Origin of the sequence: Fibrobacter sp. UWT2, assembly GCF_900142545.1 — a bacterium.
Lineage (GTDB): Bacteria > Fibrobacterota > Fibrobacteria > Fibrobacterales > Fibrobacteraceae > Fibrobacter.
On record NZ_FRBF01000001.1, the window covers coordinates 186,409 to 211,615 of the forward strand.

Genomic DNA, 25,207 nt, shown 5'->3' on the forward strand with positions numbered 1-25,207 from the left:
GAATGTTGGACCGGGGCTAGGCGATTTTTGGTTTTGGTTATGAAGATGTTTAATAAAATCTGGCAATCTGCCGTAATCGCATCGATGGTCGTCGCTCCGCTCACATGGTCGGCGGTGACCATCTACATGTGTGGCGACTCCACCATGCAGGACTGGAACGAAGGCTACTATCCCAAGCAGGGACAGGGGCAGGATTTCCATTTCTGGTTTGATCCGACCAAGGCGGCGGTTGTGAACCGCGGCCAAGGTGGCATGTCGCTCGGTGGCGGCGGTAAGGCCAAGGATGGCAGCACAGCTGTCGGTTATTATGACATGTTCTTCAAGAAGGGCTGTTCTGCCGGTAACTGCATTGCTGAAAAGCTTCAGGCGGGCGACTATGTCGTAATTCAGTTCGGTATTAACGACGTGAGCTACAGTACCGAAGATTTCTTTGCTTCGAACATGAAAAAGATGGTGAGCGATGTCCGCGCGAAGGGCGCGTACCCGATTATCATGAGCCCGATTCGCCGCCTGTATTACGATTCCCCGACGCAGATTCATAACAGCTACCGCGGTTATCCGGCGCTCAACAAGAGCCTCGCCGAAGAACTCAACGTGCCGTTTATCGACATGAGCGAGATGGTCGCGAACTACATGATTTCGGTGGGCGAGCAGTATGCGGCTCAGTTCATCTTCAACTATGCGACCAAGGCAGAATACAGCAATCTTGGCAGTGACCAGACGGACCAGGTGCACTTGCAGATGAACGGTGCGAACGCTTTCGGGCGCATTATTACCGAACAGATGCGCGCCCACAGTGACCCGATTGTGAAAAAACTCGGTGACTATATGGCACCCATGTACCAGGTCGAAGTCAAGGTGAGCCCCGAAGGTGCTGCTGAAGCGACTTCGATTAACGCCTATTACCCGAAGGGCATGACCGTGATGCTCAAGACTATTCCGAAGAGCGGCAAGAAGTTCTTGGGCTGGTACGACGGTAACGGCAACAAGGTGGGTGCCCCGAGCCGTTCGAACGTGAAGTCTCCTTACATTCATACGTTCGTGATGGGTAGTGCCTCGACGCAGTTCACGGCGGTTTACGAGGGCGGAACGGCGCAGAAATATACCGGCGATGGTGCTGCGTTAACCGCATTCCCGACCACGACCCCGAAGAGCCTTGACGATGTGACCTTTGTTCCGTTTACCCCGATTGAAGGCAGTACGCAGGATACGGTGAAAATTGACAAGGATATCAAGAAATTCTTTGATGCAAGCACTCCGGATACGGCAGGAATCGGCTGGACTCAGAACGAATGGACTGGCTTTACGGGCGAAGGCTATTACAATCTGGATAATACGAATGCCTCGTTTGCCGCATATAAGGTCAAGTTCCCAGGCGCAGGCTATGTGACGCTTGCGGTGCGCTATGCAAACGGCGGATCGTCGGATCGTATGTTCAATGCTTATTTGGACCATGATTACCTTGTGAGTGCACCGCCGACGGGTGGTTGGGACAAGTGGGATACCGCCTACGTGGTGATGGATGCTCCGCAAGGTGAAGCCGAACTCAAGATTATGTCGCTTACAAGCGATGGCGCTCCGAATCTAGATGCCTTCGGTTTCAGTATCGACGGCGTTTGCCGCGTAAGCGAAGGCTGTGAAGCAAAGGATACGACCGATACTTCGACAACGGTTGTTGCAACGACTTCGATGCCTACGGCGTTGGCACAGTTGAATGGCAATACCTTGAAAATCAATGGCACGAGTAACGCTCGTATCGATGTGTTTGATATGCGTGGTCACTTGGTGGCTCGTAAGATTGCTGCAGGTGAGGTAGATTTGTCGAATCTGGTGAAGGCTAATGGCCTGTATCGCGTCATTGTTCGCCAAGGTAGCGCCAAGTTTGCAACCACATGGGCAAAGGTGAAGTAAGTATGAAAGGGCTTTTGAAATTCTTTGTTGCAGCGGCCATTTTTACCGGCGTTGCTGTGAGCGATTCCACGAGCTTCGCTATTTATGTGGTGGGGGATTCTACGGTTTGCACTTATAAGGATAACGCTTACCCGCAAACGGGTTGGGGCCAGGTCCTTGGTTATTTCTTCGATGCCTCCCGCGTGAAGGTGAACAATTACGCCATCGGCGGGCGCAGTTCTAGAACGTTCATTGAAGAAGGCCGCTTGGACGAAGTCAAGGGCAAACTCCAAACAGGCGATTATCTCTTTGTGCAGTTCGGTCACAATGACCGCGACTACAGCAAGGAAGCTCGCTATGTTCCGCCCGCAGATTTCCCGGGATATATCCAGAAGTATGTGGATGCCGCTAAGGCAAAAGGCGCTAATGTCATCTTGATTTCGCCGATGAACTTGAACGGTAGCCGTAACGTGTTTTCCACCGGCGACAAGAACTACGATGCTCGCGGCATGATGCAGACGGTGGCGAAGAACAACAAGGTTCCGTTTGTAGATTTGAACATGAAGTCGTACAATACCTACAATACGACTTACAAGAACATGCCGGATTATGTGACGCGTTATTTGTACAAGTCGCTGCAGGCAGGTGAATATCCGAATTACCCTGATGGTGTGAACGACGGTACCACGCATTTCCAGGAAATGGGCTCCATGGGCCATGCCCAGATGATTTGCGAGGAACTTGAAGATAACCTCAAAAACAATTCGAATCTCTCTGCCGAAGCAAAGACTGCGCTCACGACGCTTGTTTCTGCCATCAAGAAACGCTATACCATTAAGGTGCAGACCAACCTTTCGAACTACAGCGGCCTCATCACGCAGACGCAGTATTTCCCGGCGGGTTCCCCGATGACGCTCCGCGTGACTCCGAACGGTCAGACCTTTGAGAAATGGGTCGATGACGACTGTAACGAAATCTCGAAGAACATGATTTATTACGGCTTCAAGACCAAGGCTCGCAACATCACTTATACGGCGATGTTCAAGGGCGGTTCTGAATGCAAGAAGATTGCGCATGATGACGAAGACGTAGGCGGAGATAATCCGACATCTTCTAGCTCCGAGGGTCCGGAATCGTCTAGTTCCATTGATCCGAAGCTTTGCTTTGACGGTACCGCCGACGCGGCTTGGCCTTCTCCGATCGATATGTCGAACCCTGAAATTGCAGATGGCTTGACGGAATCGAACCACGAAGGCTATACGGGTCAGGGCTTCTTCAATATTGAAAATAGTGCCTATAGTACTGCGACTTACAAGCTGACTTCTGACCAGTCGGCCTCCAATGCCCGCGTCATGATCCGCTATTCGTTCCAGGGTAATTCTAACCGTGACATGAAATTCACGATCGATAATGGAATCTACGACGTAGCATTCCCCTCGACGGGTAGCTGGGACAAGTGGGATACCGCCTACATAGAAGATGTCTGGGTGGATGCTCTTGACTTTAAGATGAAGATTGCCTCGACGACAAGTGACGGCGGCCCGAATATCGATATGATTGCCTTTGACATGAAGGGCGTGTACCGCACCGGTTGTAAGCCGGCCAAGGTTGAAAACGATGTGGAATCGTCTTCGAGCGGGACGACAATTGTGGATGTTCGTTCGCTTGCTCATGGGGTAACTTTTGATGCTCGAAACATGAGCGTAACGACTCAGGGTGGCTTAATGGAAGTCCAGTTGATGGATGCTATGGGTAAAACCTTGAAACGTGAAGTTCGAAATGTGGCTGCAGGCTCGGTTTCGCTGCTTTCGGATGTTGCAAAACTCCCTAAAGGTCGCTATTTCTTGAGAATTTCGCTAAATGGACGACTTGCGTTACTGCAACCTTTTGTATATTAAAGGAAAAACCGCGGTTACCCGCGAAAAGGAGATTTTATGAATTTCTTTAAGTTTGCAGTTTCTTCTTGCGCTGTTCTCGCAGCTGTTGCATTGACGGCTTGCGACGATTCTTCGTCTGCTTCTAGTGACGACAAGACTTCGTCCAGCTCTGAAAAGACCACGAATAGCTCCGATTCCAAGACTCCTGCTTCTGAAAGCAGCTCTTACGATTGCTCTGTCACGGACGGCGTGAAGGTTGTTTACCCCAAGGGTGGCGAAAGCTTCAAGATGGGTGACAAGATTAAGGTGGTTTACGGCTCCGATGTGAAGGGCTCTGGCTATCGTTTCGTGTTTAAGACTTCTGAATCTGATGCCGGCCTCGACATGCTTGAAGAATCTGCCGGTCCCGAAAGCCCGGACGGAAAGACTTGCTACGAGCAGGAAGTGGTTTTGTCTGACGAATATGCCGAAGCTACCGAAACGGCAATCATTCGCGTGATTCCTTACGAAAAGACTGCCAAGGCTGCAAATTCCGGCACCTTCAAGGTGACCAAGTAAATTTGAACGCCTCGTTAAAATTTGACGACAATTCGATCACCGTAGCCGTTGTGGGCTGCGGTGGTTTTATTGGTAGTCACTTATTGCAGGCGATTTTTGAACGCACCCGTTGGCGTGTCTTTGGCGTAGATTTGGAATCTTATCGCATTCAGGAACACTTGACGAATCCGCGTTTTGAATTCCTGTGTGCAGACCTTGCCGATTCAGCGGTGGTTGAGCGGATTGCGCAGTATCCCGTGGTGGTGAACTTGGCGGCCATCTGTACGCCTGGCCGTTACATGGCCGAGGCGGCCGAAGTCATTCGCAGCAATTATGACCACCCGCGAGCCTTGGCAGATGCTTGCGCCAAGAGCGGCAGCTGGCTGATTCATTTTTCAACTTCTGAAATTTACGGCAAGACGGCGGCGGCTTCGGGAGCACTTCTCGAAGATGAATCTGAAATTGTACTTGGACCTGTTTCGGCAAGCCGCTGGAGCTACGCGACGGCAAAACTCTTGACGGAACGCTATATGGCGGGACTTGCCGACTTGAATTGGACTGTGGTTCGCCCCTTCAATTTCGTTGGCCCCTTTATGGACTTTATGCCGGGTGTCGACGGCGACGGAATTCCGCGCGTGCTTGCGAATTTTTCGACGGCCTTGGTCCGTGGCGAAACCCTTAAGCTTGTAAATGGCGGCTTGGCCAAGCGTTGCTTTACTTCGGTACACGATGCCATAGATTTTATTTTTAGCCTGTTCGCTCATGCAAACGCTGGCATCGGTCAGGCGTTTAATGTGGGCAATGCGGACAACGAAGTCTCGATTGCAGAGCTTGCTCAGCTGATGCGTTCTGTTTTTGCTGCGGTCAAGGGTGTGCCTGAAAACGATGTGCCCGGTGTTGAAACTGTTTCGGGCGAAGCTTATTACGGCAAGGGCTACGATGATTCCTTGCGTCGGCTTCCGTCGGTGGCAAAGGCCGAAAACCTGTTGGGCTTCAAGGCGAAAATCCCGCTCCAGGCAGCCCTCGAAGAATCTCTGAGCTGGTTCGTTGGACACTATGCCCTCTGATTATTTCATTTTTGTTCCCGCTTATAATGTTGCGAAAACCCTAGCTTCGGTGTTGCAAAAAATTCCCGAGAGCGTATGGGCGCGATCCATTGTCCTTGTGATTGATGACGGCTCAGCCGATGATACTCGCGGATCCTTTGAATCTTTTGTGGAAGGCTTGAATGGAGATGCGGTCGCCGCTGAAAAGAAAAGCCGTCTGCGCTACATGCGCTTTGAACAGAACAAGGGCTATGGTGCGGTGGTCAAGAAGGGAATTTCCGAAGGGCTTAAGTCGGGGGCGGTGTCGATTGCTTGCCTTCATGGTGATGGTCAGTACCCGGCAGAAAAGTTGCAGGAATTTTTTGACTATTTGCAAACTCAAGAGGCTGCCTTGGTGCAAGGCTCTCGCCATTTGATTCGTGGCAGTGCGAAGGCGGGGAATATGCCTTTGTATAAGCGCTTGGGCGGAAAGTTCTTGACGACGATTGAAAATCGAGCGTTCAAGCAGAAGTTGACGGATCGTCACAGCGGTTTTATCGTCTATTCCGCAAAATTCTTGAAGAATATCCCTCTTGATAAGTTGAGTCCTTCTTTCGATATTGATTTGGAACTCATTTCTATCGCCGATGCTCGAGGCTTGAAACTGGCGGAACTTCCGATTCCGACGCGTTATGCCGATGAAAAATCGAACTTGAACGTCGTTACTTATGGTTTGAGAGTCTTAAGACAAGTCTTGCGCCGTCTTGGCGTTTAATTCCATATTTATATATTTAAAACATGCATATCGGTTGTCATTTATCATCTTCGGCGGGCTTTTTGGCCATGGGGCAGACGGCGCTTTCGATTGGCGCTGATACTTTTCAGTTTTTTACGCGGAATCCTCGCGGCGGTGCGGCCAAGCCTTTTGATGCCGCTGATGCCCAGTCGCTTGTCAAGCTGCTGGATGACAATCATTTTGCCCCGATTCTGGCGCATGCTCCTTATACGCTGAATGCTTGTGCCGCTGACGAAGGCTTGCGGCAATATGCAGTCGATGTCATGAAGGATGACGTCTGGCGTATGGATCATTTTCCGGGTGCCATGTACAATTTTCACCCTGGAAGCCATGTCAAGCAAGGCGTTGAAGTGGGCGTGGATTTGATTTCGCAGGCGTTGAATCAGATTTTGAAGCCGGAACAAAAGACTCTTGTGCTGCTTGAAACGATGGCGGGCAAGGGCTCCGAGGTGGGCCGTACTTTTGAGGAACTGCGTGCCATTATTGACCGCGTAGAGCTGGGCGATAAACTGGGAGTTTGCCTGGATACTTGCCATGTGTTCGATGGCGGTTATGATATTATTGACGACTTGGACGGCGTCCTTGAACAATTTGACAAGGTGATTGGCTTAAAACGTTTGAAAGCGATTCACCTGAACGACAGCAAGAACCCTATGGGTAGCCACAAGGACCGTCATGAGGTTTTAGGGGCGGGGTATATCGGCTTGGATGCGCTCACGCGAGTGGTAAACCATACGGCGCTGAAGAATTTGCCATTTTACTTGGAAACGCCGAATGAATTGCCCGGCTACGCAAAAGAAATTGCCATGATGCGTGAACGCTCAAAATAAAAGATATATATTTAAAGCATGGTAAAAGACTTAATTCATGCTTTAAATGGGGTGCTGCTCGGAAAGCCCGAGACGGTTGAACTTTTGGTCATGGCGCTGTTGGCCGATGGTCACGTGCTGGTGGAAGATGTCCCCGGCACGGGCAAGACGACGCTTTCGAAAGCGCTTGCGGCAGCGATTGGGGCCGACTTTGCGAGAATCCAGTTTACGCCGGATTTGTTGCCCGCCGATGTGACGGGCGGTGCCGTATTCAAGGCGAATACGGGTGAATTTGAAATCAAGAAGGGTCCTGTCTTTACACAGGTGCTTTTGGCGGATGAAATCAACCGTGCCTCGCCGCGTACGCAGAGTGCTTTGCTCGAGGCGATGGAAGAACGGCAGGTGTCGCTGGAAGGCGAACGTTATAAGTTGCCTGAACTCTTTATGGTGCTGGCGACTGAAAATCCGGTGGAATTCCATGGCGTGTTCCCGCTGCCTGAAGCGCAGATGGACCGCTTTATGGTGCGTATTTCGGTGGGATATCCGACAGCAGAAACAGAACTTGACATTTTGCGGGCGCACCGCACGAGCCGTCCGCTTGATTCTGTACGTGCGGTAACGGTTCCGGGTGAGGTCTTGACGGCACGTAGCCAAGTGCAGCGGATTCATATTGATGAATCGCTGGAACGTTACATTGTTAGCTTGGTGCAGGCAACGCGTAACGACGGCGGCGTGCGTTTGGCGGCAAGTCCGCGAGCGGGCATGAACCTGGTGCGCATGGCGCAGGCGTGTGCGTTTGTGAATGGCCGCGACTTCGTGAATCCCGATGACATTCAGCGCGTGTTCTTCCCGGTGATGGAACACCGCGTGTTCGCCAAGGACAGCGGTGACCCTGACGCCAGCAAGAAGATTTTGCAGGGAATTCTGAAACAGGTGGCGATTCCTAAGTAAGGACGCGAATGTCATCCTTTGCTAAATGGCTGTTGAACGCGATTCCGCGGGCCCCGAAAAAATCGGGGATTTTGATGGCTGTTTATTTTTGGTGGCTAGATTATTTTACTCCGGCGGGTCGCGCATTTGCCTCCTTGTTTTTGCTGGCGATGTTTGCGGGGGCGGTGCCTGGATTTTGGGCGGCCTGGATTTTTGCGGGCATTGATTTCCTGCTTTTCTTGGGACTTGTCTTTAGCCTATTCGTGACCGCGAAGCGGAGCAAGATTTGGGTTGAAAGCGTGTCGGTGAATCGTGTGCGCGAAGGCGAAACGGCTACGGTCACGGCGTATGTGGCGGTGCGTTCGACGATTGACTGTGTGACTTTAGGGGCGAATCGTTTGCCGCCCTCGCTTACAGGCTTTGAATCGGACCGCGCAAAGATTAAGAAGGGCGAGCCGCCGCGCAAAATGGAATGCCAAGTGCGCACGACGCGCCGCGGCTCCTTCATGCTCAATAAGGTCTCGGCGAATGTGCCTGAAATTATGGGCCTTTTGCGCTGGCCTTATGGCTTTAATGGCTCGGTAGAATTGCTAGTTTACCCGCGGGCGCTCAAGGTGCAGGAATTTCCGTTCCTGACGCAGGGCGCTTCGGGCATGGCGTTTGCGCCCTTCTTGATGCCAAGTCTTACTCGCGGCATGAATTTTATCGGTGTGCGGCCTTACCGCGAAGGCGATTCCCTGCGCGATTTGCACCATAAGGCTTTTGCCCGCTACGGCAAACCTTTTACCAAAGAATTTGAAGTGGAGCGCGGCGCCGGCGTGATTTTGCTCCTGGACACAGCCACTCCGAATTTCAAGTCGCGACAGTACTTGGAACATGCGATTCGTATGACGGCGGCGGTGGGTGAGTGGCTCTTGGACCGCGAAATTCTTGGGCGATTCTTTATCGATAGCGAAGAGATTGCCTTGGATGGCGGTAACGAAAGCCGCAGGAATTTACTGGATGCTTTGGCGCGAATTCCGCCCGCATCACTTGCGCATGGAAAACAGCCTGCGCCTTGGGCTCCTGCGGCGCGCCCGATGGATCCGGTGCTTCGCATTGGGCTTTACGAAAACGATGAATCGCTTGTGAACAAGCATATCGTGGTCGGAACGCAGCCCGCCTCGACCGAAGATAAATTGCTGGTGATTTCGCCTGAAGATTTGGACGGCGAGAGGGTAACACTATGATGACTAGCGAGAAAGTAGACATTCGCTACGCCTTCAAGGTGTTGTTCCTTTGCTTGGCTTCGGTGAATCTGGGCCATACCTTTGATTTCTTGTGGCTTGGAATTTTATTTGCTGTCTACTTTGTGGTCATCGGCGTGCTGAATGCGACGCGCCGCCGAGAGTTTGCGAAGCGCCCGCGTTACAACAAGATTTTGGCGTACGGGGCGATTGTGCCGCTCGCATTATTCTGGGTGATGACGCCGTCCGTTGAAAACGGCGTGTCGCCTTATTTGATTTTCTTGCCGGGAATTTACTTGCTGTATTTGGCGGCGTTGCAGGAACGGAGCCGCGGAAACGGTGGCTTTGAAGTCTTTGTCGCCTTCGATGGCGTAGGCGCATTGCTCTTTGGAATGTTCATGGTGCCGCATGGTTGGGGGATTGTTGGACTTGTCGGATTCTTGCTTGCGCTTTGCGCTTATAGCCGTCGCGGTACAGCGCCTTACAAGTACGGGCTCTTTTTGCTTGTGATTGCTATACTCAGCGCAATTTCTTACGGCGGTTGGCAACATTGGAAATCGCAGCGCTATCGCTACGGAGCGAAAATGGCCGAAGACTACTACCAGCGCGAACGCATGATGGGCTTTGATCCGGTTGCGGCCTTGGGTAGTTTCGGAAGTAATTACAATTCTCGTTACAATAGCCAAGTCGTGTTGCGCGTGTGGGATAAACAGCCCTCAAGATACTTTAAGGCGGCTAGCTACGAAAAATATGTGGCGGGTATTTGGAAATTGCCGACGTCGTATGCGAAAAAGCTTTACCCTGCTTATTATCAGGTGGACTATGCTGTGCTTGAGGTGGCGGATTCGCTGACGAAGGCCGATTCCCTGCGCGAAGTGGAACAAATCTGGGTGCAGTCAACGCTGAATAACTTTGGCTTTGTGTTTGCGCCCTATGGTGTCGTGGGCTTTGCGGCGAAAGATGTGGACTCGTTGACTTATTATGCGGGCGGCATGGTGCAGGGATTGAATGGTAATGGAAAACGCTCTGACTGGCATTATTTTAAATGCAAGCCTGTCTCGGCGGAGGATGCGCCGGACGCTTGCTCGTTGCCGGATTCCTTGCTGGCTTCGAGCGAAGGCGACTTGATGGTGGGCGAGCGGTACCTGCCGCTGATTGACACCGTGATTGCGGCGATGCAGTTGCGCGACTCTGCCTCATCGGATTCGGTTTTGGTGGATTCGGTGGCGCTCGCAAAATCGATGCCAGATTCTCTTGTGTTGCAGAAAATGCTTGCCTATTACCTTGCAAACTTCACCTATTCGCTTACGGTGCCGGGAATTACGCGTTGGGGTGGCGCGAAGAATGAACCTTTGGCGATTTTCTGGCGCGAAAAGCAAGGCTTCTGCGAATACTATGCGACGCTTTCGGCGTTGGTACTTCGCCGTTTGGGAATTCCGGCGCGGTACGTGACGGGCTTTGCAAATCCTGAAATCGTCGAGGGTTTGCCTTATAGCATTTTCCGCCGCAAGCATTCGCATGCATGGGTCGAAGCGTATGTGGATGGCCGCTGGGTAATCTTCGACCCGACGCCTCCCATTTTGCCGCAGTTTGCACAGACTCCCAGCTGGTGGAGCGTCAAATGGGAGGGCGTGCGCGGGCGTTTCGCCCGCGTGATGCATGCTCTTAAAGAAGGTGAGTGGCGCCGCGTTGTCGATAGCTGGCAGAATCAATCGACCGCCCTCTTGGAAAGTCCAATTCTTTATGCGGTGCTGGTGATTCTTGTAGCAGGATTTGCTGGCCGCAAGATATATGTCACATATAAATTAAGTTCCAAGAATCGCGCGTATGTCTCGGCGCGGTCTCTGGAATGGGTGAAAAAACTTGACCGCGCTGAGCGGGATTTGACCCGCGTGGGACTCCGCCGTGAACCCGGCGAAACTGTCGGCAAATTTGCAGCTCGTGTCAAGATAGCGCTCTCACACCTCGCCGAGGAGCAAATCCCTCTTAAAAAGATTCAAAGAGTGCGCCACGCTTTGCTCACCCTCGACGAATACGAATCGAGCCGCTGGAGACATTAATTACTGTCTACTTCCGACTTCCTACGGCCTACTGTTTTTCTATCTTTCCTCCCAAAAACTAGGAGTTATTATGTCTGTACAAGTGATGGTAAATGGTATTCCGGGCAACATGGGCCGCATTGTGGCCGAAACCTGCGTGGCCCGCGGTCTCGAACTCGTCCCGTATTCTCTGACGGGTGAAATTATCGTTGAAAACGAAGCCGAAGTCGCCGGCAAGACCATCCAACTTTTGAAGCCGAGCAATCGCGAAGCTCGCATTGGCGAAGTTCTTGAAAAGTACCCGAACGTCATTTGCATTGACTATACGCATCCGACGGCCGTGAATGACAACGCCGCTTTCTACGTCAAGCACAAGATTCCGTTCGTGATGGGCACCACCGGCGGCGACCGCGAAGCTCTCGCCAAGCTCGTTGCCGATGCAAATCACCCGAGCGTGATTGCTCCGAATATGGCAAAGCAGATTGTCGCTTTCCAGACGATGATTGAATATCTGGCTAAGGAATTCCCGACAGCCTTCCGCGGCTACAAACTCTCCGTGGTCGAAAGCCACCAGAAGACCAAGGCTGACACCAGCGGTACCGCACGCGCCGTGGTGGGTGACTTCCAGAAGATGGGTTTTGACTTCACCGTCGATGACATCGAAAAGGTCCGTGACGAAAAGGAACAGATGGAACGCATGCATGTGCCCGAAGAATACCTCGGCGGTCACGCTTTCCACACCTACAGCCTCGACAGCGCCGATGGCACGGTTCACTTTGAATTCCAGCACAATGTCTGCGGCCGTAAGATTTACGCCGAAGGTACTGTGGATGCTGTGAACTTCCTCGCTTGCCACATTGCAAACGGAACGGCCAAGCCCTTCAACATGATGGACGTGCTCCGCTCCGGCAAGATGAGATAAATGCGCTCCTATATCCTCCGCCGCTTACTTTTGATGATCCCGACCCTCATCGGGATTTCTCTGGTATGCTTTATCCTTATCCAGCTGTTGCCGGGTGGACCTGTGGAGGAAATGATTTCGCGTGCGCAGCAAGCCGCTGCCATGAAGGGCGGGGTAGATGCCTCCAAGGCACTCTCGCCCGATCAGATTGCGCAAATCCAGGCGTACTTCGGTTTTGACCAACCCGCCTGGAAGCGTTATCTGACTTGGCTCTGGAACGTTCTGCACCTGGACTTGGGCTCAAGCTATACTTACGGGCTCCCTGTGTGGGACGTGATTACGAGCCGTTTCCCGATTTCGCTGTTCTTTGGTATTACTTCGTTTTTCTTGAGTTACCTGGTCTGCATTCCGCTTGGCCTCTGGAAGGCGGTGCATCACGGGAGCAAGCTGGATTCCCTTTCTTCGGGCGTGATTTTCTCGGGCTACGTGATGCCGGGTTACGCTCTCGGTATTTTGCTCATTATCTTCTTGGCGGGAGGTTCGTACCTTGACATTTTCCCGCTGGGTGGCCTCACGAGCGATGACTTCGAGGACTTTACCTTCTTCGAAAAAATTGTGGACCTAGGACACCATTTGATTCTGCCGATTTTCTGCTACATGATTAGCGAATTCGCGTTCCTGACGTTCCTCATGAAAAACTCCGCGCTGGAAGAACTCGGCAAGGACTACATGCGTACCGCCCTTGCGAAGGGCATGAGCTTTAACCAGGCACTCGTTCGCCACGCTCTCCGTAACGCCCTCATCCCGATTGCCACGCGCCTTTCCGAAATTTGCACCTTGATGTTTGCGGGCGCACTCCTTATCGAAAAGGTCTTCGATATCGACGGCATGGGCCTACTTTACTACAACTCCATGGTGAACCGCGACTACAACGTGGTCATGGGCGTCATCTTCCTCAGCAGCTTGATGGCGATGATTGGCCGCCTTTTCAGCGATATCCTCTACACGCTCGTAGACCCGCGCATCAAATTCTCGTAGATGGTCTTGTTTACTAACCCTAAACACTAACCACTGCCTACTGTCTACTTCCTACTGTCTACTAAATAACTATATTAAAAAACATGAGTAACGAAATTGTTTCGCCAGTTATTGAAAAGTATTTGAAGTCCCGCGGCTATGCCGATTACGAAATAACCCCTATTGCCGGTGCCGGTTCGGGTCGTAAGTATTACCGAATTGCCTCCGGTAAGCAGAGCGCCGTGCTGCAGGTTTCTGCCTCGGTCGATGATGATTTTAAGCGTTTTGTGGATTATGCCGAAGCATTCAACTCTTTCGGACTTCCGGTTCCCAAGATTTATTGCGTAGACGAAGCCTCTTGCTCCGTACTTCAAGAAAACCTGGGCGCACACAATTTGCTCGACAATATTGTTTCGCCGGGTTCCGAAAAGAAGACGGGCAACGTTCGTATTCTCTACCCCGAAGTCATCGATTCCTTGATCAAGTGGCAGAACATTTCCCGCTCGCTTTTCAGCTCTCGTTCCGACCTCTGGCTGCGTCGCTTCGATTTCGCCGCTCTCAAGTGGGAAACCGACTACTTTACTGAAAACTACCTGAAGAATTTCAAGGGCATTCAGGAAATTCCTGAATACGTGCGTCAGTTCTATTCCTTGATTGCTGTTTCTGTGGAAGCTCAGCATAAGGTGTTGATGCATCGCGATTTCCAGAGCCAGAACATCATGGTGAAGCCGAATTCCGAAATCGCCTTTGTGGATTTCCAGGGCGCTCGCCGCGGTGCCATGTTCTATGACTTGGCCTCTCTCTTGTGGGATCCGTACGTAGAACTTTCTCTGACCGAAATCAAGGACTTCTTTGAATACTGGCGCGTTTCTTATCGCGAAACCAAGACCTACACCAAGGATGACGCTTGGGAAGCCTTTATTCACGCTAGCTTGCAGCGCGTGATGCAGGCCATGGGCGCCTACTGCTTCTTGAGCAAGGTCAAGGGAATCCAGAAGTTTGAACAGTACATTGAACCGGGTAAGCGTCAGCTGCGTGTTGTCTTTGATGAGTTCAAGAAGATGGCCAAGGCTACTTCGCCAAAGGTCTTTGACTTCATGGACAACGCACTGGTATAAATGCAACCGATTTACGTAAAACATTATGCAGAACCCGAGTCCTTCGCAAGGGCTTTGGGTTTTGCTTACGATGCCTTGGTTCATGGCCCGGTCAAGTTTGATGCCATGGAAACATGGAAGTCTCTTTCGGAACGAGTGTCCCAGGGAATTTACATGGGCGAGGGCTTGCTCTTGCCGCATACGCGTGTGTCGGGACTTCCGCAACCGCTGTTTGCTTTTGCGGTTTGCCCGAAGGGCTTTACTGACATTGCTGTGAAAGCGGGCCAAGTGCCGCAGTACATTTGCCTGTTGCTTTCTCCGGCGGAGTCTGCAACGTGTCATACGCAGTTTATCGCCAACATTGCTCGCAAACTGCTGAATCCGCAGTGGCGTGCCCAGGCGTTGGATGCAAAAACCCCCGAACAGCTGAACGCGCTGTTCGAGGAATAAAAATCTTTCGCAAAATTGTTAGTACTGGAAGCTTCCGCCCACCATGGCGCGGAAGCCTTCGTAATCGCCGAAGTAACGGTCATATCTCGCGCGGAAGGTCATCCATTCCCACGGCTTGATTTCGATTTTGCCACCGAGTTCCACGTAGTGCAAGGTGGTGTTGTCGTTCAAGAACTTCTTGTCGGTGGCGCTTTCGGGCGTGTGCATGTCGGTGATGTTGCCGCCGAAGGCGGTGTCTTTGGCAACGGCGCTTGCGTGCAGCGTTCCCTTGAACAGGGCGTCTTTTAAGAAGCCGCTTTCAACCTTGTAAAGTCCGCAGACTTCGCTATAAACTTCCTGACTGTTCGGACCGAGATCGGTGCCGAGGCTCTGAGAATAACTGCGGTACGTGTAGCCACCGCCCTTGTGGTGCGTGTATACCCACGGTTCTACGCGGGTGTATTCCAAGTACCAGTTCCAAAGCGTGCTGCCGAGCTTAAGGCTGTCGCGGGCGACGCCGACCGAGGTGGCCCACTTGTTGCCCCACCAGCCGTCATCAAACATGCTCGTAGGGGACTTCATGTCATCCCACAAAAGTTCTCCGTAAAATTCCCAATGCGAAATTGTCTTCACGCTCAAATCGAATGCGAGCGAAATGTTGTCCTGGTCGCCCTGCAGGTGTTCCTGGAAAACGTAAGGAATGAAGGGTATCACATAGGCCCATTCAAATTCGCGACCGGTGCTGTCAGCATCTTCGTTCGGGTTCGGGAACTCTTCGGTGGTACTTCCATAGAGCGCAGTTTCCGAAAGGCCCAGCGTGATATTCTTGGGTAAGTTCAAGTCCAAGCGGTGTACGTGCATGTATTTGCCAAAGTTTTTCTTCTCGAAAAGTTTCATGGCGTACTGCGTGTAAACAATCGGGCCTAATTCAAATTGGTAGCCGAAATACGGCGTAGGAGCGGGCTCGTAAATGCGGCTTGTCGAATCTTGCCACGGACGGTAATTGCCCTGTTCGCCGCGTAAAATCACGTGGTTGCGGCGGGCGGGGCCCATGCTCAGGTAATCGAAACCGGCTAGGAGCCTGACTGCGTCTAAATCGTAGCTAGCGCTTGCAGTAAAGATGTCCCAAGTGCGTTTGTTGTCGCTCTGCTTGTTGTAGGGGATACCTTCGCTCGGATTGTAAAAGTGGTCGTAGATTTCCTTATTCGTGTGGTCCGTGCTCACCTTGACGCGGGCGTTGAACAGGAATCGTTCTGTGAAATGACCGTTCAGGAATAAGCGCACTGAAGCCGAATTGTCGTAATGCGTCGGTGCGTTCGTCAGGTTCGTAATCGCAAGGGAGTCGACCAACTGCGCACCAATATTCACCTCGTGGTGATGCGCGGAATCGCTGAACGTAATATGCGGATTAGCCCATGCAGCGGTAAGCGCTGCAAGTGTGACTAAAACCGTTGTTTTACAAGAACTCTTCATAATCCTTACCATAAAGCAGCCTTCAACAAGGCCAAGTGGTGCACAAGGTACTTTCTCTTTTCGCTGGAACCGATGTGCGGAATTGCCGACGCAATTCGTATAGAACTGCGCAAAATGCGGAATCCCTTCGAAAGCAAAAGTCCGTGCAATCCGAAGTGCTTTTTAAATACATATTGCTGGGCGCGGTCGTGTTGCAAGGCGCGGCTAGTATTGCTTTGTGCAGAACCGCCACCCAAGTGCGTAAGCTCGATATCTTTGCAAATAAAGAATCGCGCGCCAATTTTGCGGGCGCGCAAAGCGAGGTCCGCATCTTCGTAATACATGAAAATCTTTTCGTCGAAGAAAGTGCCTTCGCTGGTCAGGGCATCGTAAAGCTCTTTGCTGAACATCCAGCATACGCCACTGAGCCAGTTCGTTTCCAAAAGGTTTTCTTGAGTTGTCTTGCTCGGCTGGCCTTGCAAAATTTCGGCGGCACCTTCTTCGTTGCGGAGCGCGTTCGTGAAAAACTTCAGACTTCCGATTCCCTCGGGGCCAAGGCCTGCAAAGTAATTCGGCTGGTCGCTGCCGTCTCTGTTCTTGGTGCTCGGTGCTATAACGGCATAAGCATTTCCACTTTCGCGAGCGAACGCTTCTGCCTTCTCCCATGCTTTTTGCATGCGGGGGAGCATGTTCGGCAAGAATCGGGTGTCGTTGTTCAGCAGGCAAATCGAATCAAACGGTTCTTTGTCGCCAAGCAAACCCTTAATCGCCAAATTGTTGGCTGCTCCGAATCCAAGATTCTTGTCGCTCGGGTAAACATGAAATGTCGGGAATTCCTTGCGCAGGTTTTCTACCGTGCCGTCGGAACTGGCGTTGTCGGCGATGGCGACTACGAAATGCTCGCTGTCCGTGAGCTGTGCTGCCATGTCGCTCAGGCAGTTTCGGGTCATTTCCCACCCGTTGAAAGTCACTAGAATGACGGCGGTTCTCATGCGGCACCTCCGCGAGAACGTTCCAATCGTTCAAAAATTTGCACTAACTGCTTCGCTGAATTTTTCCACTGGTATTTTTCAAGAATGGCTTTACGCTTATCTTCTTTGTCGCTCAAGAAATCTTGCGGCTCGTTTAAAAAGGCTTCAATCGTTTGTGCAATCGATTCCGGATCCTTGGCGTCAAAATAAATCCCGCAATCTTCCGCGATTTCTTCCATCACGGAACCCTTGGTGGTTAACACCGGCGTCTTGTAGTTCAGCGCTTCCAACACCGGGAGCCCGAATCCCTCGTACACAGAAGGGAATATGACCGCGGCACTGTTGGCGTACAAGTTCCGCAGTTCGTCGTCGCTCACGAACCCTAAATGCTGAATGTTCGTTGCTACCGGCGAATTTTGCAAGAGGCTGTTTTCGGAACTGTTCTTCCAGCCCTTGGGACCGGTCATGCTAAGCGTTACCTGAATTCCCTTTTTGTCAAGAATTTCAAGTGCTTTTACGAGGTTCTTGAAGTTCTTTCGCGGTTCCAAGCTCCCGACAAAGAGCAAACCGTTTCGTACAGAATTTTCTGTATGGGGCTTGTCGCTCTTGTTGATTCCGCAGGGAACAATTTCGATTTTATTTTTATTGATGTTCGGGTGAAAGTGCAGAAGTTCGCTTTTCGTAAAATCAGAATTGACCGCGACAACGTCGGCTTTTAGAATCGATTTCTCGCCGATATGGTTGTTAATCCAGCGGACCGATTTGCGCATGGTTTCAGGATAACGCTTGTACACGAAATCATGAACCGTCAGAACTTTTTTGCAACCGGACTTTTCCAAGGGAAGCGTTTGTTCCGGCCCCCAGAAAACATCAATCTGGTATTGCTTGAGTAAGTGTGGCAACGTCAATTGCTGCCAGAGAATGCCCGGGATTTTCTTTTGGAATGCAAATTTCCCTGAATAGGGGCAAAGCTTGAAATTCTTGTTTGTAATCGGGTATTCGATTTCGTGCGGCGAGAACAAGAAATATTCGTTTTCGAGATCAACTTTCTGAAGTTCGTCCAAAAGGGAAATCAAATAACGGCCGATACCGCTATTGTTGTAACGCAAACACTTGATGTCGATTCCGATACGCATTAGCTTTTTTTCCAAATCTTGCGTGCAAGCGGCAGCCCGACAGCGGTGAACAGAATGCGTTTCAGGGTAACGGCAGCGGAATCTTTCAAGAAAAGTTCGTGGCGGTGTTTCGCGATCCACAGCAAACGGAAAGGCGTGAATCCGTGGGTGAGTCGAGCCTTCGTGAGGCTTAACAGATTCTTGGCAAAACGGATTTCTTTTTCAGTCAAGTCAAGGCGCTTGGCGTTGTCGAGAATCGTCTGCGTCCATTGAATCTGGGTTTCAAGCGTCTTGCTCATCGAGGGTGCTGCCACTCCGCCTACGGCATTGTTGCCGTGAATGCGGTATTGTACCACCGGCGTATCGATGGCGGCTACGCCATTGTGCTTGTCGGCCAGCATGGCTATCCAGCGGTCATGAACGGTCACTCCCTCGGGAATGGGGAGGATGGCGTCCAGTAGACTTGCGCTAAAGAGCGAGAGACAGCCAGTCACGTTGTTGATGCCAGCAATCTGCTGCTCTATAGAAATTTTCTTTTCAATCTTCGAATAGCTGCGCCAAGATTCGGCGATGATTTTTCCGTTGGCGTCAACCACTTGGGCGTCTCCGAAAACAAGAGACTTGTCCTGAATTTCTTTTTCGAGGATTTCCAGCTTTTGCGGAAGCCAAACGTCATCTTGGTCGGCAAGCGCAATCAGGTCGTTTGAACTCAATTGCGGTTGCGCAAGTTCCAAAGCTTTTGAGAATGCGGCGCGGTGCCCGGAATTCTTTTCGAGAATCGTCACTTGCAGCGGCAAGCGGTCTTGATAGCTTTTTAAAATAGCGGGCGTGTTGTCTTTTGAACCGTCGTCGACGGCGACAATAAAGTCGGCTGGCCTAGTTTGAGCCACAAGCGAATCGAGCATCTGTGCCAGATACTTTTCGCCATTGTAGGTCGCAAGGACTATGCCGATTTTCGCCATACACTGAATATAGCAAAAACGCCTTTTTTAAGGGTGTTTTGGGCAGTTTTGAATCTTGTTTTTGCTATTATTTTAATGTTTGAGGGATGTACTATGAGCCTTGCGAAAGTCCTTTTTATTTGCGATAAAAACGAGTGTACCAGTTTCGGCCGGTTGACGCTGAATCTGGCCAAGGCTGTATCGGGTTCTTTCGAAGCTCATGTGCTATGGCTCAAGACTCCCAAGTTTTTTGGGGCGGCAACCCCATCGAAGACAGCTTCTTCGGATAACTCCACATACGTTTCCCATGAAGTATGGGCGAAATCGCTCTATACGGGATATTTGAGTTTCCGTGCGCCGCTTAAAAAGCTGGTCAAGAAAATTCAGCCCGAAATCGTCTTCTTTATTCGTCCGGAACTCGGTTTCTTGGTGCCGGTGGTAAAGGGCCGCGCCAAGACGGTGATGTTTGTACACGACACCTTTGCCGAAACCTTGTACCCGAATAGTATGAAGTTCAAACTGTTGAACCTGTTCTACATTCGCCCGACTGTCAAGGCGGATTTCTTCGTGTACAATTCCAATTGGACTCGCGAACAGGCGGCAGACCACTTTGGCGTAGAAATGTCGTCAAAACCGGGAACCGTAATCGGTTGCCCCATCGATAGCGCCCTGTTCAACAAGCCCGAAACGCAACCGACCTTTGAAGAAAAGAAGGCTTTCCTCCGCAAGTACGGCATCAAGAATTTTGATGGAATGTGCTTGAATGTAAGCCTTGATGAACCGCGCAAGAATATTGAGACGTTCTTTGAAATGGCAAGCCTCAGACCGCATGTGGCTTTTGTTCGCGTGGGTAAGTTCTCGGAACGCTTGCGCGCAATCGTGAACGAAAAGAAGCTTTATAACGTTTATCACTTTAGCGAATTCAAGGCGCATGAACTGCGCGACTTCTACCGCCACGCAGACCTCATGGTGTATCCGTCGCTTTTAGAAGGCTTCGGCCTTCCGCCCATCGAGGCGATTGCCTGCGGAACGCCTGCTGTGGGCGCCGCCACTTCGGCTGTCAAGGAAAATTTGGAAGGCGTGGGCCCGCTCATTGATCCACCTACGGATGCTGAAGCTTATGCCCGAGTTCTTGACCGTGTACTCGCTGGTGAAAATGTGCTGGATAACGAAAAAGCAGCGGCCCTTTTAGACCGCTGCTCCATGAAATCATTTAGTCAGCGCGTTCTTACTTTCTTTTCCACACTTTAATCAGGCTGTGGTTCTTGCGGGTAGCAAGCCAGAGCGTGGGCCAGATTAGAATCAAGTCGCGAATCAGACTTGTCCAGGCTTCGGCCTTGTCGTGGGCGTCGCCATCTTCAAGCTCGAAACAGCCGCAAGTGATTCCGAGGTCGTTGCCGAGCGCCCAGGTGAGCGCGATAATGAAGCTTACGAACATCCAGAAAATAGCGAAAGCGGATTCACGCACGAACGGCGTTACAATCATGGCGAGGCCAAACCAGAATTCAAACTGCGGGTAAACCAGCGCAAAGAAGTTGTTTACGCTTTCCAGGTGCAAAGCGGGGAAGAACTGGTACTGCGCCACAAGGACTGCGAACTGGTGCGGGTCCTGAATCTTGTAGATGCTTGCGAAAATGAACATGCCGCCAATGCCCACGCGGAACAAGGTTTCGAGCGCACGGATGGCAAAGTCCTTTTGCAGGCGGTAAGCCGGAACGCAAATGCCCGTGGCGATAATGATGGCGGCAAGGCCCACATGAATATTGTAGCGGTATGCTTTCGGCCAAATGTCAATCAGCCAATCCTGGTCGGTAAAAGTCAAGAACGATTCTGGGAACGAAATTTCGGCAACACCGATAGCTACCAGAATCGAGGCTACAACGAGCAGTACTGCAGAGATAATCGTCTTCTTCATTACAGCACCTCGTCCGGTTTGGCAAGAATTTCCTGGCTGCCGATCCAGTCGACCGACTTGGAATCTTCAACGCGAATGTTGTTGATTACGGCAAGCGCAATGCAGAATGCGGCAATCCCCAAAAGGACAATCCAGTTCAGGGATTTTAAATAACTTTTAAGATAATCGAATACTTTAAGAGCTATAGATTTCATATCCATAAGATACAAAATCTTTGGTCTTACTTAGTCCACAGGCTCTTTTCTTTTTCAATAAACTTAGCGAAATCTTCAGGCGCTACCGGCTTCGAAAAGAAATAGCCCTGAATTACGTCGCAACCCATTCTTCTGAGTGCGCGCAGCTGAGATTCAGTTTCGACACCTTCGGCAACGCAAGGAACCTTCAAGAACTTGGCGATGTCGATAATCAGTTCCACCATCCTCTTGTTCTTTTCGTGCTTTTCCATGCTGCGGACAAAAGACATATCGATTTTCAGAATATCGATAGGAATTTCGGTCAGCATGCCGAGCGAAGAATAGCCGGTACCAAAGTCGTCCATTTCGATTTTAAACCCTTTCTTGCGCATGCTGTCGAGCACTTCGATTAAGCCCTGTGCGTTTTCGGCGTAGGCGCTTTCGGTAATTTCGATCATGTACTCGCTGGGCGAAAGGTTGTTCTCTTTCAAAATGTTGCAGAATTTGTTCTCAAGATCTGGATCGTAAATGTCGATACGTGATACGTTTACCGACACGGGAACGGTAAAGTCGTATTCGTCCTTCCAGCGGCGGATTTGGGCGGCGGCTTCTTTCCACACGTAGTAGTCCACCATCTGAATCAGGCCGTTCGATTCGAACAAAGGAATGAAGTCTCCCGGATTGATAAAGCCGAGAGTCGGGTGGATCCAGCGGATGAGCGCCTCGGCACTGCGCAGGTGCGGCTTGTCGCCTTGAATAGCGTACTTGGGCTGGTAGTACACCCTCAAGTCCTTGCGTTCGATCGCTTCGTAAACGTCCCTGATCAAGCGTTCTTCGCGAAGATGCTTACTGTGTAGTCCACTGTTGTATGTGGATACAGAAATCGTAAAGTTTCCGCTAATGCGGTCGCAAGCGCTCTTGGCACGGTCAAACCATGTTTCGGGGTCAATCATTCCCCGTTCTACGTAATGCCATACGCCCACACGGACTCGGATATTGCTTACTTTGATATAATGGGTAAGAATAGTCTGAAGCGCTTCTTGGAGTTCCTGGTAGTCTTCTTGGTGAATGCAGTATACGTAAAAAACGTCTGCGCTTGCGCGGCAGGCAATCGCATTCAGGGTAGTAAGCACTTGTTGCAAGTAGGTGCCGATTTCTGCCAGGACCTGGTCGCCGGTACCGCGTCCGTAAATCTCGTTAATCAGGCGGAAATGCTCCACGTCGATAACGATAGCGTCGCGGTCTGACCCCATGTCCAGCGGGATAATCTGCTTCAGGTATTCAAAGAAGTAGTCAATGGTATAAAGCCCCGTGAGTTTGTCCTTTTCGGTCTGCTGCACCAGGTTCTTGCTTTCGTACAGCGCCATGGTGTGCTCGCAGCGGGCGAGAATAACGTCGGGGGAGTTCAGGGGCTTTCGTAAGAATTCATCTGCGCCCAGTTTGTAGCACCCGTTGTCATCGCCTTCTCCTGTAACGACGATGACGGGAATGTTCTGCAAAAAGCTTTGGGCGTTTCGTTGGTTTAAAAATTCAATGCAGGCGTCGTCGGGGAGTTCTTGTTCCAACAAAATAAGGGAATAGTTCGTGGGGGCGTCCATCAACAAAAGCAAGGCTTCTTGCGTATTCCCGACTACGGTGATATTGTAAGACTCTTCCAGGACATTCTGAAATATTTCCTGGCATTTCGGATCGTCTTCGATCACCATTATATTTTGTCTACTCTTAAACGAGGCCATCGTATTTTCTCACTTCGTAAGATAAATATATGTTTTTTACTGGCGGTCTGTTTTGGAGAATGCAAAAAAAAACACCCTGCCGAAGCAGGGTGTCCAAACTCTTGGTTTGAGTGGTTACTACCTGGAGTAGTATTCCACGACGAGCTGTTCTTCCAGCTTGACCGGGATCTGGTCGCGGAGCGGGAGCTTCACGAGAGAACCTTCCATCTTGCCGGCGTCGACAGTCACGTATTCAGGAACAGCCGGAGCGTTAGCAATGGCTTCCTTGATCTGCACGTGTTCCTTAGAGCCTTCGCGAACTGCAATCACGTCACCGGCCTTGATCTGGCGAGACGGAGAGTAGCTGCGGACACCGTTCACGGTGAAGTGACCGTGAGCGACATACTGGCGAGCTGCAAAAATCGTGCGAGCAAAACCCATGCGGTAGACAAGGGCGTCAAGACGGGTTTCGAGCAAGATCATCAGGTTGTCACCAGCAGAACCGGCGCGACGGTTGGCTTCGTCATAAGCCTTGGCCAACTGAGCTTCGGAAATGTTATAGGTGAAACGCAGACGCTGCTTTTCGACGAGCTGCTGCTTGTACACGGAAGAAGACTTCTTGCGGGTCTGGCCATGCTGGCCGGGTGCAAAGTTACGGCGATCGAGAGCCTTCTGAGTCTTCTGAGAGACGGCGAGTCCGAGAGAACGGGCTACCTTACCTTTTGGTCCACGGAAAGAGGACATTTTTACCTCGTTAAAGGAAGCTCTTTGGTTAACATGCATGTTGGCAGAGCTTGGCGCGACATGCACTCATTGGTGAGACATATATAGAAATAAATCTGCCGAATTTCAACTGAATCACCCCAAAAACAGCCCGAACCACCCCTTTAGGTCGCCACTTTATTATATTAGGGCCATGGATTGGAACGAAAATCAGCTGAAAGAACCCCGTTTGATCGATATCCCTATTGCCCACGACCAGCGTGGCAACTTGAGCGTCGTGGAAGGGGGCGAATTGATCCCCTTCGATATCAAGCGCGTGTACTACCTGTATGACGTTCCCGGTGGAACGACCCGTGGCGGTCATGCCCACAGGAACCTCCGCCAGCTGATTATTGCCGCCAGCGGCAGTTTCGACGTCATTTTGGATGACGGCAAGAAGCGGACCAAGTATTCGCTGAACCGTTCCTACCACGGACTATATATTCCCACGATGCATTGGCGTGAAATCGAAAACTTCTCGTCGGGTGCGGTGTGCATGGTCCTTGCGTCGGAACACTACAATGAGTCCGACTACATCTACGATTACGATGCTTTTGTAAAAGAGTCTGCTGAAAAATGACATCGCGTCATTTTTCGTAAGTAACATTCACGCAAGCCTTGGCGCCAAAAGATTCCTTGAATCGGAGTAGACTTTCGTTCAAGACTTCTCCGCCGTTTTCGGTAGAAATGCCCCAAGAAATTTTCTGGTAGCCGTCGAGGGCGGCTTCTCGCATCACGCGTACATATAGGGCGCAACCGGTCTGGAACTTTGTGTAATCCGGATTGGGCGCGATGTACTGGGCATGAATGGTTTTTGTCTTTTCGAACAAGAAGAGCATCATGACTGCAACCAGGGTGTCTCCGTCCCACATGCCGCGGAAGCGGATGTGTTCGGGAATACGGTTGTCCTTCAGGTCGTAGAGTTCCTGCAAGGAATGGACCGGATGCACGTGGTGCTTGGATTTCGAAATTTCCAGAAAACGGTAGAAGGTCTCAAAGTCTTCCGCTTTTTCCAGGTTTCCGAATCGGATGCCTTCGATTTCGGATTTCTTGAAAATGCGACGGCAATCCTTGTCGCAGTTTTCGAGCGGGTCTACGTCGGATTGCAACGTACAATACGAACTCAGTTCCGTGTGGCGCGTGTATCCCAAGTGTTCCAGCGTGTATTCCAGAAGGTCAGGGCTTTCTTCTGCAAAAATGGCAGGCGTAATCTTGAATCGAATGTTTTTGAATCGGCCGGTAAGGTACTGGTCTGCTTCCTTCAAAATTTCAAGGAGCCTTGAACCGCTGTAGAACTGCTTTGCGACAATAGGGCCGCCAAAAGTGGTCCCCGCATGGGAAATAAAGGTTTGTTCCTTTACCACGCCCGGGAAATAGGCCGCAAGAATCCCGCTTTTTTCAAGCGCGAAACTGGCGTCGGTAAAGCGGTCTGCCGGGTGGTAGTTCAAGAATCGTCTGGACTGTAAAAAGGTCCCGTTGACAGATTCGTGCTCCACAAAATGGTCTAGCCGCTTATCCAAATCCGGACTGTATGGCAAAAATTCGTACATGGTGAGTAAAATAGCAAATGTTAATTTGCTATTTTCATCA

Annotated in this window: 24 protein-coding genes; 15 read left to right on the forward strand and 9 right to left on the reverse strand. The window is 51.0% G+C overall.

Features of this window, described 5'->3' with window-relative positions:
* The first annotated feature begins 39 nt into the window (after nt 1-39).
* The 13 genes from BUA40_RS00800 to BUA40_RS00860 all read left to right on the forward strand — a co-directional run bounded on the left by BUA40_RS00800 (nt 40) and on the right by BUA40_RS00860 (nt 14,594).
* Entirely contained in the window at nt 40-1,911 is a 1,872-nt protein-coding gene (locus tag BUA40_RS00800) for a GDSL-type esterase/lipase family protein (RefSeq protein WP_072797291.1), read from the forward strand.
* A 2-nt stretch (nt 1,912-1,913) separates the two neighbouring features.
* Nucleotides 1,914-3,788, forward strand: a complete 1,875-nt coding sequence (locus tag BUA40_RS00805; RefSeq protein WP_083585208.1) for a GDSL-type esterase/lipase family protein — start codon at nt 1,914-1,916, stop codon at nt 3,786-3,788.
* A 36-nt stretch (nt 3,789-3,824) separates the two neighbouring features.
* Nucleotides 3,825-4,325, forward strand: coding sequence for a hypothetical protein (locus tag BUA40_RS00810; protein WP_072797293.1), 501 nt, complete (start codon nt 3,825-3,827; stop codon nt 4,323-4,325).
* A 2-nt stretch (nt 4,326-4,327) separates the two neighbouring features.
* Nucleotides 4,328-5,371, forward strand: coding sequence for an NAD-dependent epimerase/dehydratase family protein (locus tag BUA40_RS00815; protein WP_072797296.1), 1,044 nt, complete (start codon nt 4,328-4,330; stop codon nt 5,369-5,371).
* Nucleotides 5,361-6,104 carry a glycosyltransferase family 2 protein gene (locus BUA40_RS00820; protein ID WP_072797299.1) on the forward strand — a complete coding sequence of 248 codons (744 nt, stop codon included), beginning with the start codon at nt 5,361-5,363 and terminating at the stop codon, nt 6,102-6,104. The genes BUA40_RS00815 and BUA40_RS00820 overlap by 11 nt, the downstream gene beginning before the upstream one ends.
* Nucleotides 6,105-6,127: 23 nt before the next feature.
* Nucleotides 6,128-6,955: a deoxyribonuclease IV gene (locus tag BUA40_RS00825; RefSeq protein WP_072797300.1), complete on the forward strand. Its 828-nt coding sequence runs from the start codon at nt 6,128-6,130 to the stop codon at nt 6,953-6,955.
* An 18-nt stretch (nt 6,956-6,973) separates the two neighbouring features.
* Nucleotides 6,974-7,885: an AAA family ATPase gene (locus tag BUA40_RS00830; protein ID WP_072797301.1), complete on the forward strand. Its 912-nt coding sequence runs from the start codon at nt 6,974-6,976 to the stop codon at nt 7,883-7,885.
* A gap of 74 nt (nt 7,886-7,959) precedes the next feature.
* Nucleotides 7,960-9,093 (forward strand): DUF58 domain-containing protein, encoded by a 1,134-nt coding sequence (locus BUA40_RS00835; RefSeq protein ID WP_072797302.1) that lies wholly within the window; start codon nt 7,960-7,962, stop codon nt 9,091-9,093.
* Nucleotides 9,090-11,150, forward strand: a complete 2,061-nt coding sequence (locus tag BUA40_RS00840; RefSeq protein WP_255369144.1) for a DUF4129 domain-containing transglutaminase family protein — start codon at nt 9,090-9,092, stop codon at nt 11,148-11,150. Before BUA40_RS00835 ends, BUA40_RS00840 begins: the two co-directional genes overlap by 4 nt.
* Before the next feature lie 70 nt (nt 11,151-11,220).
* The gene (dapB, locus tag BUA40_RS00845) at nt 11,221-12,051 is read left to right on the forward strand and encodes a dihydrodipicolinate reductase (protein ID WP_072797303.1); all 831 of its coding nucleotides are present in this window, start codon (nt 11,221-11,223) and stop codon (nt 12,049-12,051) included.
* Nucleotides 12,052-13,068 (forward strand): ABC transporter permease subunit, encoded by a 1,017-nt coding sequence (locus BUA40_RS00850; protein WP_072797323.1) that lies wholly within the window; start codon nt 12,052-12,054, stop codon nt 13,066-13,068.
* A gap of 83 nt (nt 13,069-13,151) precedes the next feature.
* On the forward strand, nt 13,152-14,165 hold the full coding sequence (locus BUA40_RS00855; protein WP_072797324.1) for an aminoglycoside phosphotransferase family protein: 1,014 nt from the start codon (nt 13,152-13,154) through the stop codon (nt 14,163-14,165).
* Entirely contained in the window at nt 14,166-14,594 is a 429-nt protein-coding gene (locus tag BUA40_RS00860) for a PTS sugar transporter subunit IIA (RefSeq protein ID WP_072797325.1), read from the forward strand.
* Nucleotides 14,595-14,612: 18 nt separating this feature from the next.
* On the opposite strand, the gene BUA40_RS00865 is transcribed toward BUA40_RS00860, so the two are convergent.
* The 4 genes from BUA40_RS00865 to BUA40_RS00880 are packed head-to-tail and all read right to left on the reverse strand — an operon-like array spanning nt 14,613 to nt 19,073.
* A complete protein-coding gene (locus BUA40_RS00865; protein WP_255369145.1) occupies nt 14,613-16,058 on the reverse strand; it encodes a hypothetical protein in 1,446 nt (481 codons plus the stop codon).
* The gene (locus tag BUA40_RS00870; protein ID WP_072797330.1) at nt 16,052-17,017 is read right to left on the reverse strand and encodes a glycosyltransferase family 2 protein; all 966 of its coding nucleotides are present in this window, start codon (nt 17,015-17,017) and stop codon (nt 16,052-16,054) included. The genes BUA40_RS00865 and BUA40_RS00870 overlap by 7 nt, the downstream gene beginning before the upstream one ends.
* Nucleotides 17,014-18,132, reverse strand: coding sequence for a glycosyltransferase family 4 protein (locus tag BUA40_RS00875; RefSeq protein ID WP_072797332.1), 1,119 nt, complete (start codon nt 18,130-18,132; stop codon nt 17,014-17,016). Before BUA40_RS00875 ends, BUA40_RS00870 begins: the two co-directional genes overlap by 4 nt.
* The gene (locus BUA40_RS00880) at nt 18,132-19,073 is read right to left on the reverse strand and encodes a glycosyltransferase (protein ID WP_072797335.1); all 942 of its coding nucleotides are present in this window, start codon (nt 19,071-19,073) and stop codon (nt 18,132-18,134) included. Before BUA40_RS00880 ends, BUA40_RS00875 begins: the two co-directional genes overlap by 1 nt.
* Before the next feature lie 93 nt (nt 19,074-19,166).
* Here BUA40_RS00880 and BUA40_RS00885 point away from each other — a divergent pair, with 93 nt between their 5' ends.
* Nucleotides 19,167-20,303 (forward strand): glycosyltransferase, encoded by a 1,137-nt coding sequence (locus tag BUA40_RS00885; RefSeq protein WP_072797338.1) that lies wholly within the window; start codon nt 19,167-19,169, stop codon nt 20,301-20,303.
* On the opposite strand, the gene BUA40_RS00890 is transcribed toward BUA40_RS00885, so the two are convergent.
* The 4 genes from BUA40_RS00890 to rpsD all read right to left on the reverse strand — a co-directional run bounded on the left by BUA40_RS00890 (nt 20,281) and on the right by rpsD (nt 23,599).
* A complete protein-coding gene (locus BUA40_RS00890) occupies nt 20,281-20,967 on the reverse strand; it encodes a MauE/DoxX family redox-associated membrane protein (protein WP_072797341.1) in 687 nt (228 codons plus the stop codon). The two genes, BUA40_RS00885 and BUA40_RS00890, sit on opposite strands and share 23 nt — an antisense overlap.
* On the reverse strand, nt 20,967-21,161 hold the full coding sequence (locus tag BUA40_RS00895; RefSeq protein ID WP_139261054.1) for a hypothetical protein: 195 nt from the start codon (nt 21,159-21,161) through the stop codon (nt 20,967-20,969). Before BUA40_RS00895 ends, BUA40_RS00890 begins: the two co-directional genes overlap by 1 nt.
* Before the next feature lie 26 nt (nt 21,162-21,187).
* A complete protein-coding gene (locus BUA40_RS00900; RefSeq protein WP_072797343.1) occupies nt 21,188-22,846 on the reverse strand; it encodes a two-component system response regulator in 1,659 nt (552 codons plus the stop codon).
* A 147-nt stretch (nt 22,847-22,993) separates the two neighbouring features.
* A complete protein-coding gene (gene rpsD / locus BUA40_RS00905; RefSeq protein ID WP_072797344.1) occupies nt 22,994-23,599 on the reverse strand; it encodes a 30S ribosomal protein S4 in 606 nt (201 codons plus the stop codon).
* A gap of 172 nt (nt 23,600-23,771) precedes the next feature.
* On the opposite strand from rpsD, the gene BUA40_RS00910 reads away from it, so the two are divergent.
* Nucleotides 23,772-24,197 (forward strand): sugar 3,4-ketoisomerase, encoded by a 426-nt coding sequence (locus BUA40_RS00910; protein WP_072797345.1) that lies wholly within the window; start codon nt 23,772-23,774, stop codon nt 24,195-24,197.
* 7 nt (nt 24,198-24,204) lie between these two features.
* On the opposite strand, the gene BUA40_RS00915 is transcribed toward BUA40_RS00910, so the two are convergent.
* On the reverse strand, nt 24,205-25,167 hold the full coding sequence (locus tag BUA40_RS00915; protein ID WP_072797346.1) for a GNAT family N-acetyltransferase: 963 nt from the start codon (nt 25,165-25,167) through the stop codon (nt 24,205-24,207).
* Nucleotides 25,168-25,207: the final 40 nt, after the last annotated feature.

Coding starts and splice junctions, on each gene's coding strand:
- BUA40_RS00800 (WP_072797291.1), top strand. CDS start 40: ATGAAGATGTTTAATAAAATCTGGCAATCTGCCGTAATCGCATCGATG.
- BUA40_RS00805 (WP_083585208.1), top strand. CDS start 1,914: ATGAAAGGGCTTTTGAAATTCTTTGTTGCAGCGGCCATTTTTACCGGC.
- BUA40_RS00810 (WP_072797293.1), top strand. CDS start 3,825: ATGAATTTCTTTAAGTTTGCAGTTTCTTCTTGCGCTGTTCTCGCAGCT.
- BUA40_RS00820 (WP_072797299.1), top strand. CDS start 5,361: ATGCCCTCTGATTATTTCATTTTTGTTCCCGCTTATAATGTTGCGAAA.
- BUA40_RS00825 (WP_072797300.1), top strand. CDS start 6,128: ATGCATATCGGTTGTCATTTATCATCTTCGGCGGGCTTTTTGGCCATG.
- BUA40_RS00830 (WP_072797301.1), top strand. CDS start 6,974: ATGGTAAAAGACTTAATTCATGCTTTAAATGGGGTGCTGCTCGGAAAG.
- BUA40_RS00835 (WP_072797302.1), top strand. CDS start 7,960: ATGGCTGTTTATTTTTGGTGGCTAGATTATTTTACTCCGGCGGGTCGC.
- BUA40_RS00840 (WP_255369144.1), top strand. CDS start 9,090: ATGATGACTAGCGAGAAAGTAGACATTCGCTACGCCTTCAAGGTGTTG.
- dapB (WP_072797303.1), top strand. CDS start 11,221: ATGTCTGTACAAGTGATGGTAAATGGTATTCCGGGCAACATGGGCCGC.
- BUA40_RS00850 (WP_072797323.1), top strand. CDS start 12,052: ATGCGCTCCTATATCCTCCGCCGCTTACTTTTGATGATCCCGACCCTC.
- BUA40_RS00855 (WP_072797324.1), top strand. CDS start 13,152: ATGAGTAACGAAATTGTTTCGCCAGTTATTGAAAAGTATTTGAAGTCC.
- BUA40_RS00860 (WP_072797325.1), top strand. CDS start 14,166: ATGCAACCGATTTACGTAAAACATTATGCAGAACCCGAGTCCTTCGCA.
- BUA40_RS00865 (WP_255369145.1), bottom strand. CDS start 16,058: ATGGTAAGGATTATGAAGAGTTCTTGTAAAACAACGGTTTTAGTCACA.
- BUA40_RS00870 (WP_072797330.1), bottom strand. CDS start 17,017: ATGAGAACCGCCGTCATTCTAGTGACTTTCAACGGGTGGGAAATGACC.
- BUA40_RS00875 (WP_072797332.1), bottom strand. CDS start 18,132: ATGCGTATCGGAATCGACATCAAGTGTTTGCGTTACAACAATAGCGGT.
- BUA40_RS00880 (WP_072797335.1), bottom strand. CDS start 19,073: ATGGCGAAAATCGGCATAGTCCTTGCGACCTACAATGGCGAAAAGTAT.
- BUA40_RS00885 (WP_072797338.1), top strand. CDS start 19,167: ATGAGCCTTGCGAAAGTCCTTTTTATTTGCGATAAAAACGAGTGTACC.
- BUA40_RS00890 (WP_072797341.1), bottom strand. CDS start 20,967: ATGAAGAAGACGATTATCTCTGCAGTACTGCTCGTTGTAGCCTCGATT.
- BUA40_RS00895 (WP_139261054.1), bottom strand. CDS start 21,161: ATGAAATCTATAGCTCTTAAAGTATTCGATTATCTTAAAAGTTATTTA.
- BUA40_RS00900 (WP_072797343.1), bottom strand. CDS start 22,846: ATGGTGATCGAAGACGATCCGAAATGCCAGGAAATATTTCAGAATGTC.
- rpsD (WP_072797344.1), bottom strand. CDS start 23,599: ATGTCCTCTTTCCGTGGACCAAAAGGTAAGGTAGCCCGTTCTCTCGGA.
- BUA40_RS00910 (WP_072797345.1), top strand. CDS start 23,772: ATGGATTGGAACGAAAATCAGCTGAAAGAACCCCGTTTGATCGATATC.
- BUA40_RS00915 (WP_072797346.1), bottom strand. CDS start 25,167: ATGTACGAATTTTTGCCATACAGTCCGGATTTGGATAAGCGGCTAGAC.